The sequence below is a fragment of the Exiguobacterium sp. CH10 genome (assembly GCF_018617635.1).
In the GTDB taxonomy this organism is placed as follows: Bacteria; Bacillota; Bacilli; order Exiguobacteriales; family Exiguobacteriaceae; genus Exiguobacterium; species Exiguobacterium aestuarii_A.
On record NZ_JACSKO010000001.1, the window covers coordinates 655,111 to 669,467 of the forward strand.

16 protein-coding genes are annotated in these 14,357 nt (G+C 52.7%); 8 read left to right on the forward strand and 8 right to left on the reverse strand.

The window, feature by feature from the left end; genetic code table 11:
• Window positions 1–9 precede the first annotated feature (9 nt).
• The 7 genes from KNP04_RS03360 to cspD all read right to left on the reverse strand — a co-directional run bounded on the left by KNP04_RS03360 (window position 10) and on the right by cspD (window position 7,976).
• A complete protein-coding gene (locus KNP04_RS03360; RefSeq protein WP_214874645.1) occupies window positions 10–1,617 on the reverse strand; it encodes a BCCT family transporter in 1,608 nt (535 codons plus the stop codon).
• Between the two features lie 113 nt (window positions 1,618–1,730).
• Window positions 1,731–2,066: a cytochrome c551 gene (gene cccB, locus KNP04_RS03365; protein WP_214785865.1), complete on the reverse strand. Its 336-nt coding sequence runs from the start codon at window positions 2,064–2,066 to the stop codon at window positions 1,731–1,733.
• Window positions 2,067–2,174: 108 nt separating this feature from the next.
• Window positions 2,175–3,032, reverse strand: coding sequence for a YitT family protein (locus KNP04_RS03370; protein ID WP_214874646.1), 858 nt, complete (start codon window positions 3,030–3,032; stop codon window positions 2,175–2,177).
• 61 nt (window positions 3,033–3,093) lie between these two features.
• Window positions 3,094–4,194 (reverse strand): peptide chain release factor 2, encoded by a 1,101-nt coding sequence (prfB, locus tag KNP04_RS03375; RefSeq protein WP_214693596.1) that lies wholly within the window; start codon window positions 4,192–4,194, stop codon window positions 3,094–3,096.
• A 55-nt stretch (window positions 4,195–4,249) separates the two neighbouring features.
• Window positions 4,250–6,772, reverse strand: a complete 2,523-nt coding sequence (gene secA / locus KNP04_RS03380; RefSeq protein WP_214693597.1) for a preprotein translocase subunit SecA — start codon at window positions 6,770–6,772, stop codon at window positions 4,250–4,252.
• A gap of 139 nt (window positions 6,773–6,911) precedes the next feature.
• A complete protein-coding gene (hpf, locus tag KNP04_RS03385; RefSeq protein ID WP_214687196.1) occupies window positions 6,912–7,475 on the reverse strand; it encodes a ribosome hibernation-promoting factor, HPF/YfiA family in 564 nt (187 codons plus the stop codon).
• A gap of 303 nt (window positions 7,476–7,778) precedes the next feature.
• A complete protein-coding gene (cspD, locus tag KNP04_RS03390; protein ID WP_012726946.1) occupies window positions 7,779–7,976 on the reverse strand; it encodes a cold-shock protein CspD in 198 nt (65 codons plus the stop codon).
• Window positions 7,977–8,248: 272 nt separating this feature from the next.
• On the opposite strand from cspD, the gene KNP04_RS03395 reads away from it, so the two are divergent.
• The 8 genes from KNP04_RS03395 to KNP04_RS03430 all read left to right on the forward strand — a co-directional run bounded on the left by KNP04_RS03395 (window position 8,249) and on the right by KNP04_RS03430 (window position 13,846).
• The gene (locus KNP04_RS03395) at window positions 8,249–8,743 is read left to right on the forward strand and encodes a competence protein ComK (protein WP_214745974.1); all 495 of its coding nucleotides are present in this window, start codon (window positions 8,249–8,251) and stop codon (window positions 8,741–8,743) included.
• Between the two features lie 92 nt (window positions 8,744–8,835).
• Complete coding sequence (locus KNP04_RS03400) at window positions 8,836–10,533, forward strand: hypothetical protein (RefSeq protein WP_251129817.1); 1,698 nt, start codon at window positions 8,836–8,838, stop codon at window positions 10,531–10,533.
• Window positions 10,534–10,542: 9 nt separating this feature from the next.
• Window positions 10,543–10,833, forward strand: coding sequence for an EscU/YscU/HrcU family type III secretion system export apparatus switch protein (locus KNP04_RS03405; RefSeq protein ID WP_074033686.1), 291 nt, complete (start codon window positions 10,543–10,545; stop codon window positions 10,831–10,833).
• A complete protein-coding gene (locus tag KNP04_RS03410; protein ID WP_214874648.1) occupies window positions 10,830–11,210 on the forward strand; it encodes a flagellar export chaperone FliS in 381 nt (126 codons plus the stop codon). Before KNP04_RS03405 ends, KNP04_RS03410 begins: the two co-directional genes overlap by 4 nt.
• On the forward strand, window positions 11,194–12,096 hold the full coding sequence (locus tag KNP04_RS03415; RefSeq protein WP_214874649.1) for a flagellin N-terminal helical domain-containing protein: 903 nt from the start codon (window positions 11,194–11,196) through the stop codon (window positions 12,094–12,096). The genes KNP04_RS03410 and KNP04_RS03415 overlap by 17 nt, the downstream gene beginning before the upstream one ends.
• Before the next feature lie 24 nt (window positions 12,097–12,120).
• Window positions 12,121–12,564 carry a YaaR family protein gene (locus KNP04_RS03420; protein ID WP_214874650.1) on the forward strand — a complete coding sequence of 148 codons (444 nt, stop codon included), beginning with the start codon at window positions 12,121–12,123 and terminating at the stop codon, window positions 12,562–12,564.
• A gap of 9 nt (window positions 12,565–12,573) precedes the next feature.
• Window positions 12,574–13,239, forward strand: a complete 666-nt coding sequence (locus tag KNP04_RS03425) for a DUF2225 domain-containing protein (RefSeq protein WP_214874651.1) — start codon at window positions 12,574–12,576, stop codon at window positions 13,237–13,239.
• A 106-nt stretch (window positions 13,240–13,345) separates the two neighbouring features.
• Window positions 13,346–13,846: a DUF1572 family protein gene (locus KNP04_RS03430; protein ID WP_214874652.1), complete on the forward strand. Its 501-nt coding sequence runs from the start codon at window positions 13,346–13,348 to the stop codon at window positions 13,844–13,846.
• On the opposite strand, the gene KNP04_RS03435 is transcribed toward KNP04_RS03430, so the two are convergent.
• Complete coding sequence (locus tag KNP04_RS03435) at window positions 13,834–14,355, reverse strand: DUF402 domain-containing protein (protein ID WP_214874653.1); 522 nt, start codon at window positions 14,353–14,355, stop codon at window positions 13,834–13,836. The two genes, KNP04_RS03430 and KNP04_RS03435, sit on opposite strands and share 13 nt — an antisense overlap.
• Window positions 14,356–14,357: the final 2 nt, after the last annotated feature.

The window sequence follows — 14,357 nt, forward strand, 5'->3', positions numbered from 1 at the left end:
CGTCAATAATTAGTCATGTGGTTTCTCTTTCAATGCGTCAAACGGAGACTTTTTCCGCTTCCGATACTTGATATGGATCGTCGACGATTCATAATCATCGGAGGCTCGGATATCCCGACTCGACACCCGGACGAACGACCAGGCCAGGAGGAACATGATAAAGATCAGAGGGAACCCACCGACGATACTCGCCGTCTGTAGCGTATCAAGTCCACCGAGGAACATAAGCGTGAGCGGCATGATCGCAAGTGCGAACGCCCAGAAGAGACGGTTCCAAACGATTGGCTCGTCCTCGACATGCTTTTGTGTGACCGATGCCAAAATGTAAGACGATGAATCGAACGTCGTCGCCAAGAAGATGATGGCGAGAAGCGTGAAGACGCCGACGACGACCTTACCGAACGGCAACTGACTGATGATGGCGATGATGGTCGGAGCTGGACCGTTCGCCGCCATATAACCGACGACATCGAACGTGCCGCTTAAGTGGAGGTATAGTCCGTAATTCCCGAGAATCCCGAAGAACAGGATACATCCGAGCGTCCCGTATACCATCGTCCCGAAGATCATATTCCGAATCGTCCGGCCACGCGAGATGCGGGCGACGAACAATCCTACGAACGGTGCGTACACGAGCCACCATGCCCAATAGAATACGGTCCATGATTCTGGGAACCCGGTTGTCGTGAATCCACCGAAGTCACCGAACGGTTCCATCCACGTCGCCATACGGAAGAAGTTGTCCATGACAATCCCGACTCCGTTGAATGTCGTCTCCAAAATGAACCGTGTCGGTCCAAAGATGAAGACGAACGTCAAAATCCCGAGCGCGAGCCAGATGTTCAAGTCACTCAGTACTTTGATTCCGCCCTTCAGTCCGATATATGAACTGACGGCAAAGATGACGGTACAAATCAACATGATGACGGCTTGCATGCCAAGCGTGACCGGAATCCCAGTCAATTCGTTGACCCCTTCGGCAATCATCGGCGTCCCGAGCGCGAGCGTCGTCCCGGCACCACCTAATAACCCAAAAATAAATAAGATATCAATCAATTTGCCGAGTGGTCCGTCCGCCCATTTGCCGATTACGGGACGTACCGCTTCACTGACTTTAAGTACTGACTTTTTACGGACATAGAAGAAATAGGCGATCGGCAATGCCGGTAACGTATAGATTGCCCAGGCAATCGGACCCCAGTGGAACATACCGTATGCTGTCGACCATTGGATCGCTTCAGGTGACTCGGGTGTCAATCCAAACGGTGGTCCTTCATAATAGTAGACCCATTCAATGACCGACCAATAAAGGATACTTGACCCGATACCGGCAGCAAACAACATCGCCGCCCACGAGAACGTACTAAATTCGGGTTCTTCATCTTCACGACCTAACTTAATATGTCCATTTTTACTGAAGGCAATAAAGATCAAAAATCCGAATGCACCTAAGCCCATCGCTAAGTACAATACTCCGAAGTTAGAGGTCATGTATTCGTTCGCCGCCCCGACCCAGGCCTTACCAGTCTCTGGGAAGAAGATGAGCGGTAATGTCACCCCTAACAGTAATACAAACGAGCCGATAAAAGTCGGCCAGTCAATCAACTTCGTCTTCAATTGTCATCACTCCATTTCCATAACGTCTACTACTACCCTAACAATAATTCCCCAAGCAATAACACCCCAAACAAAAAAGCACGAGGTAAATGTTCACCTCATGCTTACGTGTCTTATTTTTTCTCAGCGAGCCAGGCGGCAACTGCCATAATCTCTTCATCGTCTTCGATGACGTTCGCAGGCATTGCGCCTTGACCGTTACGAATTACGTTTTCAATCTCTTCTGCCGACAAACGAGCACCGACTTGCTCGAGTGACGGACCACTCATTCCTTCAAGGTTCGCACCGTGACATGCCGCACAGTTTTGTGCGTACACCGCTTCCGCGTCAACCGATGCCGTGTTCGAGCCCGAATCCCCGTTGCTCGACGTGTCCTCTTCTTCGCCGCCGCCACATGCGCCGAGTGTCAGCATGGCGCCAAGGCCGATGGCCATCATCCATTTTTTCATAACCACGTTCCCCTCCTAAGTTGTAGAAATGACCTACATTTACCATTATAGCCGTTCACGTGTACTTTCTAACCTAATCTCACGAAAAGTACACAAAGATTCCACAACTTACGGAACGTTGATATAGCGTTTATCCGACGTGAACCCTTGTCCGAGCACCTCGTGCGCCTCGCTGAAGACGAGGAACGCCTCCGGGTCAATCCGACGGATGATCTCTTTCAGACGGCTCACCTCGCTCTGACGGACGACGATCATGAGCATCGGACGGTCGAGACGAGAATACGCCCCGATTGCCTGAATCTCCGTCGCGCCACGGTCGAGCTCCTCAAAGACGGCCCGGACGATGAAGTCCCGCTTCTCCGAGATGACATACGCCATCTTGTCTTGTGTGAACCCGAGCTGGACGAAGTCGATCATCTTGACCGTGATGAATAACGCGATAAGTGCATAGAGCCCGGTCGAGAACGAGAACGTGACAGCAGCGGTCAAGACGACAATGCCATCGAGGATGGCGATACAGAGATAGAGCGGGATGTGCGTGAACTTATGTAAGATCTGTGCGATCAAGTCCATTCCGCCTGTCGAGGCACGTCCTCGGAAGATGAGTCCGAGCCCGACACCAACGCCGACTCCACCGAAGATGGCGGCGAGTAACGTATCGTTCACGACAGCTCCCGCATCGATCGCCTCATAGAAGAGGATGACACCCGGTAAAAAGATGGAGCCGACGAGCGACTTCACGCCGAAACCGAGACCAAGGATGGCCCATCCGATGATAAGTAGCAACACGTTCGCAACGAGCTGGAACGCCCCCGGCGAGATGCCGAACAGTTCATACGTGATGACCGAGATTCCGCTCACCCCGCCCGACGCGAGGTTGTTCGGCAACAGGAACAAGCTGAAGGCCGAGGCGACGAACACCGAGCCCGTCAACAAATATAGATAGTCTTTGACGATTTGCTTCATTAAAGAAATTCTCCTTTACAGACAACGTGGCCCAAAGACGGGAGTCTTTGAGCCACATGCATCACATATTTGTTTTACGAAGGTAAGCATCGATGAACGGCATGACGTCGCCATCCATGACACCACTTGTGTTTCCGACCTCGTGGTTCGTACGGTGGTCTTTGACCATCGAATACGGGTGGAAGACGTATGAACGGATTTGGCTACCCCAACCGATGTCCGTTTTCTCTCCACGGATCTCGTCGAGCTTACGTTGTTGCTCGTCGAGTTCGCGTTGGTACAATTTCGCTTTCAACATCTTCATCGCCGACTCACGGTTCTTGATCTGTGAACGTTCTGTCTGACATGAAACAACGACGCCTGTCGGAACGTGCGTAATCCGAACGGCCGAGTCCGTCGTGTTGATGTGCTGTCCACCGGCACCTGACGCGCGGTACGTGTCGATGCGGAGGTCTTCTGTCCGTACTTCGATCTCGATGTCGTCATCGAATTCTGGCATGACGTCACATGACACGAACGACGTGTGACGACGGCCTGACGAGTCGAACGGCGAGATACGAACCAAACGGTGAATCCCTTTCTCCGCCTTCAAGTAGCCGTACGCGTTGTGCCCGACGATGCGGAGCGTGACCGACTTGACGCCAGCTTCTTCACCAGGAAGGTAGTCGACCGTCTCGACTTTCCAGCCTTGCTTGTCTGCGAAGCGCTGATACATCCGAAGGAGCATCGATGCCCAGTCCTGTGACTCGGTACCGCCCGCACCCGGGTGTAATTCTAGAATCGCGTTGTTCGCATCGTACGGTCCGTTCAAGAGGATCTCGAGCTCGAAATCATCGAACTCTTTCTTGAGCGATTGAATCGTCTCCGCGAGCTCTTCTTGCATCTCGGCATCCGGCTCTTCTTTGATGAGTTCGAGCGTCACTTCGCCGTCCTCATGTTGTGTTGCGAGGTCTTGGTACTTGTCGACCATCGCCTTGAGGCCGTTCGACTCGTCGATGACTTTTTGTGCCTTCTCTTGGTTGTCCCAAAAGTCAGGGTACGTCATCTCGTTCTCGAGCTCGGCGATGCGTGCTTCCTTCTCCGTTAAGTTGAGCGAAGCTCTGTAGTTCTCGAGGCGCTTCGCCATCGCCTCAAGTTCGTTCCGAATATCTGAAATTTCCATAGTGTTGATTCACCTTTCCGTAGGAAAGAGGCGAGCGGACCCGCCTCTTCAATAATTAAGCCTGTTGTCTACCGTGACAGTTCTTGAACTTCTTACCAGACCCACACCAGCACGGATCGTTCCGGCCGATGCTGTCTTCTTTCGAACGACGGACCGGTTTTTTCTTGACCGGTGCGTCTTCCTTCCCTGAGACGGCAACTTCCTCTTCGACGACTTTCTCGCGTCGGAGGTTGTCCCCGACTTCGGCACGGAGCACGAAGCCTGTCACTTCTTCTGAGATGGCTGCGTTCATCGCATCGAACATGTTGATCCCTTCCGCCTGATACTCGCGGAGCGGGTCGTTCTGTCCGTATGCACGGAGATGAATCCCTTGACGCAACTGATCCATGTGGTCGATGTGAGACATCCAGTGCGAGTCGACGGCACGGAGCACAATGATCTTCTCGAACTCGTTGAAGCGCTCAGGCGGTGCGAGTTGACGTTTCGCCTCGTACTGCTCGTTCACGCGCTCCATGAGGAGTTCGATGATCTCTTCGCGTTCTTTGCCGAAGAAGTCTTTGCCTTCGACCGTACGCTCGAGCGCGAGCGTCTGGTTTGCCCAATGTGCGAGCTCGTCGATGTTCCACTCTTCCGGCACGAGTTCGATTGGTGTGTATTGACCGACACCGAGTTCGACCGTCTGTGCCATCATCGAACGGACGATGTCTGTGACCGACTCGTTCTCGAGGATGCTCGAGCGGTCTTTATACATGACTTTCCGTTGGTCGGCCATGACGTTATCGTAACCGAGAAGCTGTTTACGTGCATCGTAGTTATTTCCTTCGACGCGTTTTTGTGCCGATTCGACCGCTTTCGAGACCATACGGCTCTCGATTGGTTGTGTATCGTCCATCCCGAGACGCTCCATCATGTTCTGGAGGCTGTCCGTTCCGAAGCGACGCATGAGCTCATCTTCGAGTGACAAGTAGAACTGGGATTTACCCGGGTCCCCTTGACGACCTGAACGACCACGGAGCTGGTTATCGATCCGGCGTGACTCGTGACGCTCTGTCCCGATGATATAGAGACCACCGAGGTCGATGACACCTTCGCCGAGCTTGATGTCGGTACCACGACCGGCCATGTTCGTCGCGATTGTGACCGAGCCTTTTTGACCGGCGTTCTCGATGATTTCTGCCTCACGCGCGTGATTCTTCGCGTTCAAGACATCGTGACGAATCTTCTTCTTCGTCAAGAGCTTGCTCAAGTATTCAGACGTTTCGACGGCAACCGTACCAACAAGGATCGGTTGACCAGTCGCATGGACCGTTGCGATCTCCTCGACGACGGCTTTGAACTTCCCTTCCATCGACTTGAAGATGAGGTCTGAGCGGTCCTCACGAAGAATCGGTTTATTCGTCGGAATCGTCACGACTTGCATGTTGTAGATGTTGCGGAACTCTTCTTCCTCTGTCTTCGCCGTACCGGTCATCCCGGCAAGCTTCTCGTACATACGGAAGTAGTTCTGATACGTGATCGTCGCGAGCGTCATCGATTCACGCTGAATCTCGACGCCTTCTTTCGCCTCGATGGCCTGGTGAAGACCTTCCGAGTAGCGACGTCCGTCCATGACACGACCCGTGAACTGGTCGATGATCATGACTTGCCCGTCACGCACCATATAGTCGATGTCGTGATGCATGACCGCGTTCGCACGAAGGGCGAGCCCGACATGGTGGTTGACCGCGACGTGCTCGATTGCGAACAAGTTGTCGATGCCGAAGAACTTCTCGGCGAGGTCGACCCCTTGGTCCGTCAAGAGAACCGATTTCGTCTTCACATCGACCGTGTAATCGTCTTCCTCTTTTAACGTACGCACGAATGCATCGGCACGCGTATAGAGCTCCGTCGATTTTTGAGCCGATCCTGAGATGATGAGCGGTGTACGCGCCTCATCGACGAGGATCGAGTCGACTTCATCGACGATCGTATAGTAAAGCTCGCGTTGCACACGGTCTTCCTTATAAAGGACCATGTTGTCACGAAGGTAGTCGAATCCGAGCTCGTTGTTCGTTGAGTACGTGATATCACAGTTGTAGGCCGCCTGTTTCTCGACACGGTCCATGTTCGACACGTTGAGGCCGACCGAGAGGCCGAGTGCGAAATAGAGCGGCTCCATGAGTTCTTTATCTCGCTTCGCCAAGTATTCGTTGACCGTTACGACGTGTACGCCACGGCCCGTGAGCGCGTTCAAGTAGACTGGAAGTGTCGCGACGAGCGTCTTCCCTTCCCCGGTTTTCATCTCGGAGATGTCACCGTTGTGGAGCACGTAACCCCCGATGAGCTGGACACGATAGTGACGCATGCCGAGCACACGCTCTGATGCCTCACGACAGACTGCGAACGCCTCTGGCAAGATATCGTCGAGCGTCTCGCCTTTCTCTAGGCGTGCACGGAACTCTTCCGTCTTCGCTTGAAGCTGTTCGTCTGACAATGCTTTGATTGGTTCGGCGAACGACTCGATCAAGTCGGCCGCTTTCTCTGCTTTTTTCAATACTCGTTTCTGTGGAGCAAATAACTCTTTCAAAAAGTTCGCCATACTCATATCTCCTCTGCACTCACTAAAAAATGCATGTTTTTTCCCTAATGTACAGTTTAACCGAAGTGGTGCCACCTTTCAAGGAAAGGCAAAACGAAACGACCCCCCGAAGCCGGAGGGTCGTGTAAGGTCAAGTATATTATTCTGGTTCGATCAAGCCATACTTCCCATCTTTACGACGGTAGACGACGTTCGTGTTGCCCGTTTCCGCGTCAGAGAAGACGAAGAAGCTGTGACCGAGCATGTCCATTTGAAGAATCGCCTCTTCCGTGTCCATCGGTTTCAATGTGAAGCGTTTCGTACGTACGAGTTCGAGTTCTGCCTCGTCCTCATCGTAGACGGCCGGTGCATCATCAGGTCCTTCGAGGGACTTAAAGTACTCGCCGACGCCACCTTCTTTCCCGCGTCCTTTACGGTTGAGTTTCGTTTTGTGTTTACGGATTTGACGCTCCAATTTATCGACGACGAGGTCGATTGCCGCGTACATGTCGAGGTTGATGTCCTCGGCACGGAGCAACAAGTTCGGCATCGGGATCGTCACTTCCACTTTTTGTTTCTCGTTATACACTTTTAAGTTGACGTAAGCCGTCTGTGCATCCGTAGGAGTTGTGAAATACCGAGTCAACTTCTCCAGCTTTTTCTCGACATAGTCTTTGATTGCTGGTGTGACCTCAATGTTTTCGCCGCGAATGTTATAAATCATCTGAACTCCTCCTTAAAATAACCGCTTGAACCAATGATTCGTCGAACGTGACGGAATCTCCTGCTTCATTTCTAAAAGAAAGTGGAACCAGGTGGCTCACTAATATTATACCCCGAAATCGCTATTTTTGAAAACGTTATCATCAGAAAATAATGACAATTTTGTTCCGAATTCAACATTTCCTACAACGAGCGAAAGGTATAGAAAGAAAATACCCATTCCACCTATTTTTAAACGCGTTTTTTTATTATATAGACAAAATAAAAAGCCGACTCCCGAGGGAGCCGGCTTCACGGTTTGAAATTATAATTTTACAACGTTAGCCGCTTGTGGGCCACGCTCGCCATCAACGATTTCAAACTCTACGTCTTGACCTTCGTCAAGTGATTTGTAGCCTTCAGATTGGATTGCTGAGAAGTGTACGAACACGTCTTTGCCGCCTTCTACTTCGATGAATCCAAAACCTTTTTCTGAGTTAAACCATTTTACTTTACCTACCATGTGTAAATCCATTCCTTTCACCATTGGAGAATACAGAGGGTTGTCCTCTACGGCTAATCTTACCACCTTCTTGTAAGCGTGACAAACACTTTCTCAAATATTTGTAAACGTTTCGTCATTTGGCTTTCATTGGAATTCTATTTCCCTACTTTTCATATTGTCTTGTTGAATTTACATTTTTTGTGATATATCATTGAAGGGATGATTTAGGTTTGTGCCGTTTGTCATTTAGCCGATCCTGAAAATCTAATACGAGGAGGATGGTGCAGCGTATGCGCTCCTACTATTCTGAGGAAAAATATCGCATCACAAAGCGAACCGTGGCGATTCTCCCTTGCTTTGACATTATGAAGCAGTCACGGATCATTCTCGAGGATGGCACCGAGATTTCAACCCCGCTCCGGCCGTACCAGTTGTTGCAACTTTCTTGCCGCCAGTACAACAGCTCGATCGAGGAACGAATCTTCATCGCCAAACGCGTCGCCGGCGTAAAAGGGAAAGTCCCTGTCGTAATCGAACCGACAACCGGACTCGTCTTCTTCCCGACGAAGTCTCCGAAGCGAGACGATTGTGAATGGTATGCCTGGTCCCATATTCGAGACATACTGAACATTGAGGAGGAGCCGAACGGTCTCGTCCTCACAAAAGATGGACATCAAATTCAGACGAACGCGACACCGTACGTCCTTCGGAACCAACTGAAAGCGACCGGTGAACTCGTCGCCCGGTTCCAACAATTGAATGCGAGCCCAGCGCTTGAATCATGACACGCCTTCCGTCGAAAAGACGGAAGGTTTTTTTCGTTTGTTTTGCTTCATTTTTTGAAAAAGAGGTCGATATTATGGTCGAGGTGACAAACATGCAAATTCAAGCCCAAGCGACCGCCGTCAGTTCGGTCATACCAGGCATCCAGACGAACCGGACGTACAAGGCCGAGCTCGTCAAACAGACAGGCCCCGACTCCGCGATCGTCAAGATCAACGGCGAAGAAGTCGAGGTCACATTCAAAGACGGGCTTCCGAAGACGAACCCGTTCCACGTGACGCTTGCCGAACAGGACGGCGTCTTGCTCGCGACCGTCGTTCCACAAAAGGAAGAGACGCTTGAACCCGCACCACCTGCATCGTCAAAGCTCGACGCGAAGATCCAGACGCTCCTCGCTTCCCTTCCACCCGAAGTCCGAAGCGCCGTCAGCCGTCTGCTCCAGTCCGGGCGTTTGCCGATGAACGAGGACACGGTACGCCTACTTGAAACGGCCTTCAAAGGAGACATGCGCGACGTCATCCTTCATCTAAAGACACTCGATACGCAGACCGTCCCGCGTGAGGTCGCACGGGAGATTGCCGTCCTTTCTTTAACTGAGGCGAGACAGCTCCTCACACCCCCATCATCAGACGCCCCGTATCCTCAAAAAGAGCGATACGTCGAACTCGTCAACTTGTCACGTCCCGTGAGCGAACGGGTGACACCGACGCCGGAGACGATTGACCGGGTCATCCGTGACTTCCCAACTCCACCGAAGATGGAGCGCACCGAACCGTTACCGCTCCCACCGGTGAACGGACGACAAGTGATGGTCAAGGAAGTGACGAGTCATCTCGCGAACGTGACGAACACGTTCCGAAACGAACAGGCAACGGTGACGAAACAACTCGGACAAGTCGCCTCACTCATCGAGACGAATCCTCATGCGGCACGTCCCGCGCTCGAGACCGTCTCGACCCGCTTGACGCAACTTGTCCAAAAGACGGACGCGCTCCTTCATACAGATGTGACGCAGGAAAAAAAACTCGTCGCCATGACCGCCAAGCTCGACCTCGCCTTGTCGTTACTATCGACAAAGCCACAAGAGAGCGCGGCACTCGTCAAAGACGTCCGGGCGACGTTGAACGACTTCCGTTACGCTCCGAACCAGGCACGGATCGAATATATCCCACATGGCGCGATGCGCGCAGGGGAGATCCCGAACGTCACGCCGCTGAAACTTGACGCGACACTATCCGGTCGACACGTCCAGGAAGTGACGCAACGCGTCCAGGCACAGGCCCAGCTCGCCCAAGCGAACAGCACGCCGACGTCCGCTCTATCGGTGCGAAGTGACACGACAAACCCTGAAGCGCAGCGACTCGCGTCATTCCTTCAGGTCCAACAGACGCTCAACCGCCTCGATGGTGGGCAGCTCCACCAGCTCCTCTTCGCCCTTCCGGCGAAAGTACAGGAGATCGACACCGGGATTCACGTCCATATCCAAAACCGCGAGGCCGGTGACGTCGTCGACTGGGAGAACAGCGTCCTCTATATCCGCTTAGAGACGCCTCGGCTCGGCGAAATCGGTGTCAAACTCGAAGCGAAAGACCGGAACCTCCGCCTCACGCTCGAGCATGACGATGCGACGGTCGAACGACTCGCCCGCCCGCTCCTCGGCAAGATCGAACAGACGCTCGAGACGATCGGCTATAAGAGCGTGACGACCCAGTTCAAACCGCTCACGAAAGCCGAACGCGTCGTCGATGAGCCGAAAGTAGCACCGACGACCGGCTATGACTTCAGAATTTAGGAGGCCACGATGTACCAACGCATGGATTTGACGAAACGAAAGACGGCCGCGGTCGTCCGCTATGACGAATCGACGGACAAAGCGCCCGTCGTCGTCGCCCGCGGAACGGGAGCCGTCGCTGAAAAGATTCTACAGGAGGCACGTGCCCGAGGCGTGGCGGTCGAGAACGACCATTCCTTGCTCGGACACCTGCTCGACCTCGACTTAGGGGACGCCATCCCTCCGCAACTCTATGACGTGATGGCGGAAGTGTTGCTGTTGATAGAAGAACTCGATTCCATTAAAGGAGAACCAAGATGAAACCAACCCAGTTATATGAAATGAGGCCTGAAGAACTGACACAGGCGATGTTACACGCACTCACGTATCATTACGAACGCGCCCAAGGCTCGACGATTGCCGAACGAAATCGTCACCTGCGCCAAGCGCGCGAGCTGTTGGTTAAGCTCCATCAAGGACTTCATGACGGCGGTGGCATCATCGCGGCGCAACTTGATGAAATCTATCTCTATATGGCGAACGCCAGCATCGAGGCGATCATCGACCAGGATCAGCAAAAGATCGCAGAACTACATACGCTCGCAAGCGACCTCGACAAGACGTGGAGCGAGGCGATGGAACGCGCTAAAACACAATCTGTCCCGACTGGAGGAAACCGCTATGAAAATTACCAATAACGTCCAAGCGTTAAAAGCCTATACGTCACTCTCTTTGAACCAGGCGTCGATGAAGAAGACGATGGACCGACTTTCGAGCGGGGTCCGGATCAATAAGGCGTCGGATGACGCGGCAGGACTCGCCATCTCCGAGAAGATGCGGATGCGCCTCGACTCGCTCTCGATGGCTGAGCGCAACACACTCGACGGCATCTCGCTCACTCAGACGCTCGAAGGCGGGATGAACGAGACGCATTCCCTTCTCCAGCGTATGCGTGAACTGTCGGTCCAAGCGGCGAACGGGACGCTCAGCGAGGACGATGCGAAAGCCGTCCAAGAAGAGATCAACGCGTTGACGGAAGAAGTGACCCGAATCGCCGAGACGACCGAGTTCAACTCGAAGAAGATCATGAACGGAGAATACATGCAGGGCGCGAATACACTCTTCTTCCAAATCGGGGCCGGTAATAACGAGGCCGTCGTCTTGAACGTCGAAGACATGCGCGCGCATGCACTCGGCATCACGACGACGACAGCGGGAGGCGAAGCATTATCTCCTGTCGACCATGACAACGATCAAGCGACAGCAAGTGTTTCCTATTACTCCCTCAGCGTATTGACGCCAGACAAAGCGGGAGAAGCAATCGCGAAGTTCGATGCAGCCATCAACCGCGTATCACTTGAACGTTCGAAGCTCGGGGCAATCCAAAACCGGCTCGAGGCGAACGTCAGCGTCGTCGCCATCGGTTCTGAGAACTTGACGGCGTCCGAGTCACGAATCCGTGATGCCGACATGGCCCGTGAAATGATGGACTTCGCCCGACTCAATATCTTGAATCAGTCCGGCATGGCAATGATTGCGCAGTCGAACGCGTTGCCGCAAGGCGTGTTACAATTATTGAACTAACCTAAAGAAAGGACGGTTGCCCATATGGACATTCGTCGCATCATGGAGACGCAATCGCTCCTCGGCTCAAGTAAGGCAAAACGCCCCGAAGTCGAACCCGGCGTCTCCTTCCAAAACGTCATCGGTCAAAAGCGTGAAAACCGCGAACATGAGCGGTTCCATCGCCAAATCGCCGTGATTCAGGAACAAGGAGAGCTTCTTGCCGAGAGCCAGACGGTCGAGGCGCTCGCCGATTATAAGAAAATGATCAAAGACTTTATGAAAGAGGCCGTTGACGCGGCACTCCGCCTCGAGGACAAGCGCGGTTTCAACCGCCGGGGACGTGCGAAGATCTACAAGGTCGTTGAACAAGTCGATCAAAAGCTCCTCGCGCTGACGGATCAGGTCATCTCAGGGGAAGCTTCACGCCTCTCCCTCCTCGACCAGGTCGGTGAGATTCGCGGATTGCTCGTCAACGTCTATGTGTGAGGTGTCGAGATGGCAGAACATTTGTTTTTGAAGAAAGTCAAATGTCCGTATTGTTTACAGGAAAGCAAGACCCAGCGTGTATTGTCACGTCACATCCGTCCGCTCGAGGTCGAAAAGGACGGCTATACGACGTATGACGGACCGAACCCGTATTTGTATGAGCCGACCGTCTGCGGTCACTGCCACCTCGTCTTCCATGACTCGTTCGACAAGGTGCGAAAACATAACCGGGAAGCACTCGAGACGCATTACTTCACACAAGTGAACCCGGATGTATTGAAAGGCGACCGGACGAACGAGCACGTCATCCTTCTCTATAAGTTTGCGGTCATGACAGCCCAGTTGAGCGGACAAAAACCGTCCGTCGTCGCCATGCTCGGGATGCGAATCGTCTGGATGTATCGGTTGATTGGAGATACGGCGTCTGAGAAGGAATGGATGCAACGCACGCTCGATAAATACAATGAGGTGCAAGAGGCGTACACGGACCCGATTCGGACTGGTCTACCGTACGACCAGCTCATGCTTCGGATTGCCGACCTCTCGGCCGCGCTCGACTATTACGAAGACGCGCGTCGCTGGTATGGGATTCTTCTCAGCAGTAAGGAAGTATCGGAGCGGATTCGGAATCAGGCACGGACGCATTGGGAAGATTTTCGGTTGGAGCATACATAAACGAAAGCGTAGGACGCTAAATCCTACGCTTTTTTTCGTGGTTATCATTGAGAGGTTCGACGATGGGGTATAAACAAATAGCTTACATACTAAAGGAGGATTTCTCATGTTTGAAACGCAATATCTCGATACCGTACGTGCCACCTTCAACAGCCAGAAACAACTCGCTGAGAGTGCGCTCGTCCAAGTGAGTGACGAGGACCTGCACAAGACGCTCGCGCCCGATACACTCTCCCTCGCCCTCATCATCCAGCACATGGCGAACAATATGAAATCGCGCTGGACTGACTTCTTGACGACAGACGGCGAGAAGCCGGACCGGAATCGCGACGCCGAGTTCGAGGACCAACAGTTGTCCCGGGATGAACTGATGCAGGTGTGGGATGAACGTTGGCAACTGTTGGACGACGTCTTGGCCGACCTGACACCAGAAGACTTAGGAAAAGATGTCATGATTCGTGGGGAGGCCCACTCCGTGATCGATGCGATTGAGCGACAAGTGTCGCATTACGGCTATCACGTCGGACAGATCGTCTATCTATCGAAGCTATTTGCCGGTAGCGACTGGGACGTCTTGTCGATCCCGCTACCGCATCAGCGGAAGTGAGACGTTTTCTCTTGAGCGATTTCGATGAGACGACGCTCTAGCGAACCGTCAAACGGAAATTGCTGATGCTCGATTCGTCGTTTCACCTCAGCAACGGTGTGCCATACGTGTTCAACCAATGCATCTGGATAGCCGTATCGTACCCGGTTAATGTCAAACTCCTCTTCATCGACGAGTTGCCATTCACCCGGTTCTCTCGAAATGAGATCGACATCCAAGTCAACGAAATGAATCTCCTCATCCGTAATGGTTGGGGGAAGGCCAATATTGGAGTACCAGCGCATCGTGCCGTCCTGTTCTAAATCAAGCTGTGCTGTAAATCCTTCATGCCGCATGAAGCATTCCAGCGAGTAAGAATCGTATGTATAACAGGCGCCTCGCGTATGATGTTGGAGCGTCCGCCCCGGCCTCGCATACAACAATACGTAATCCTCCGTTTCTTCCAAGACATGACTCGACCATTCATAATGGAGCTTTTGGTCATATTTGAGTAGAGAGACATCCTTCATCA

Coding starts and splice junctions, on each gene's coding strand:
- cccB (WP_214785865.1), bottom strand. CDS start 2,066: ATGAAAAAATGGATGATGGCCATCGGCCTTGGCGCCATGCTGACACTC.
- KNP04_RS03370 (WP_214874646.1), bottom strand. CDS start 3,032: ATGAAGCAAATCGTCAAAGACTATCTATATTTGTTGACGGGCTCGGTG.
- prfB (WP_214693596.1), bottom strand. CDS start 4,194: ATGGAAATTTCAGATATTCGGAACGAACTTGAGGCGATGGCGAAGCGC.
- secA (WP_214693597.1), bottom strand. CDS start 6,772: ATGGCGAACTTTTTGAAAGAGTTATTTGCTCCACAGAAACGAGTATTG.
- hpf (WP_214687196.1), bottom strand. CDS start 7,475: ATGATTTATAACATTCGCGGCGAAAACATTGAGGTCACACCAGCAATC.
- cspD (WP_012726946.1), bottom strand. CDS start 7,976: ATGGTAGGTAAAGTAAAATGGTTTAACTCAGAAAAAGGTTTTGGATTC.
- KNP04_RS03395 (WP_214745974.1), top strand. CDS start 8,249: ATGCGCTCCTACTATTCTGAGGAAAAATATCGCATCACAAAGCGAACC.
- KNP04_RS03400 (WP_251129817.1), top strand. CDS start 8,836: ATGCAAATTCAAGCCCAAGCGACCGCCGTCAGTTCGGTCATACCAGGC.
- KNP04_RS03405 (WP_074033686.1), top strand. CDS start 10,543: ATGTACCAACGCATGGATTTGACGAAACGAAAGACGGCCGCGGTCGTC.
- KNP04_RS03410 (WP_214874648.1), top strand. CDS start 10,830: ATGAAACCAACCCAGTTATATGAAATGAGGCCTGAAGAACTGACACAG.
- KNP04_RS03415 (WP_214874649.1), top strand. CDS start 11,194: ATGAAAATTACCAATAACGTCCAAGCGTTAAAAGCCTATACGTCACTC.
- KNP04_RS03420 (WP_214874650.1), top strand. CDS start 12,121: ATGGACATTCGTCGCATCATGGAGACGCAATCGCTCCTCGGCTCAAGT.
- KNP04_RS03425 (WP_214874651.1), top strand. CDS start 12,574: ATGGCAGAACATTTGTTTTTGAAGAAAGTCAAATGTCCGTATTGTTTA.
- KNP04_RS03430 (WP_214874652.1), top strand. CDS start 13,346: ATGTTTGAAACGCAATATCTCGATACCGTACGTGCCACCTTCAACAGC.
- KNP04_RS03435 (WP_214874653.1), bottom strand. CDS start 14,355: ATGAAGGATGTCTCTCTACTCAAATATGACCAAAAGCTCCATTATGAA.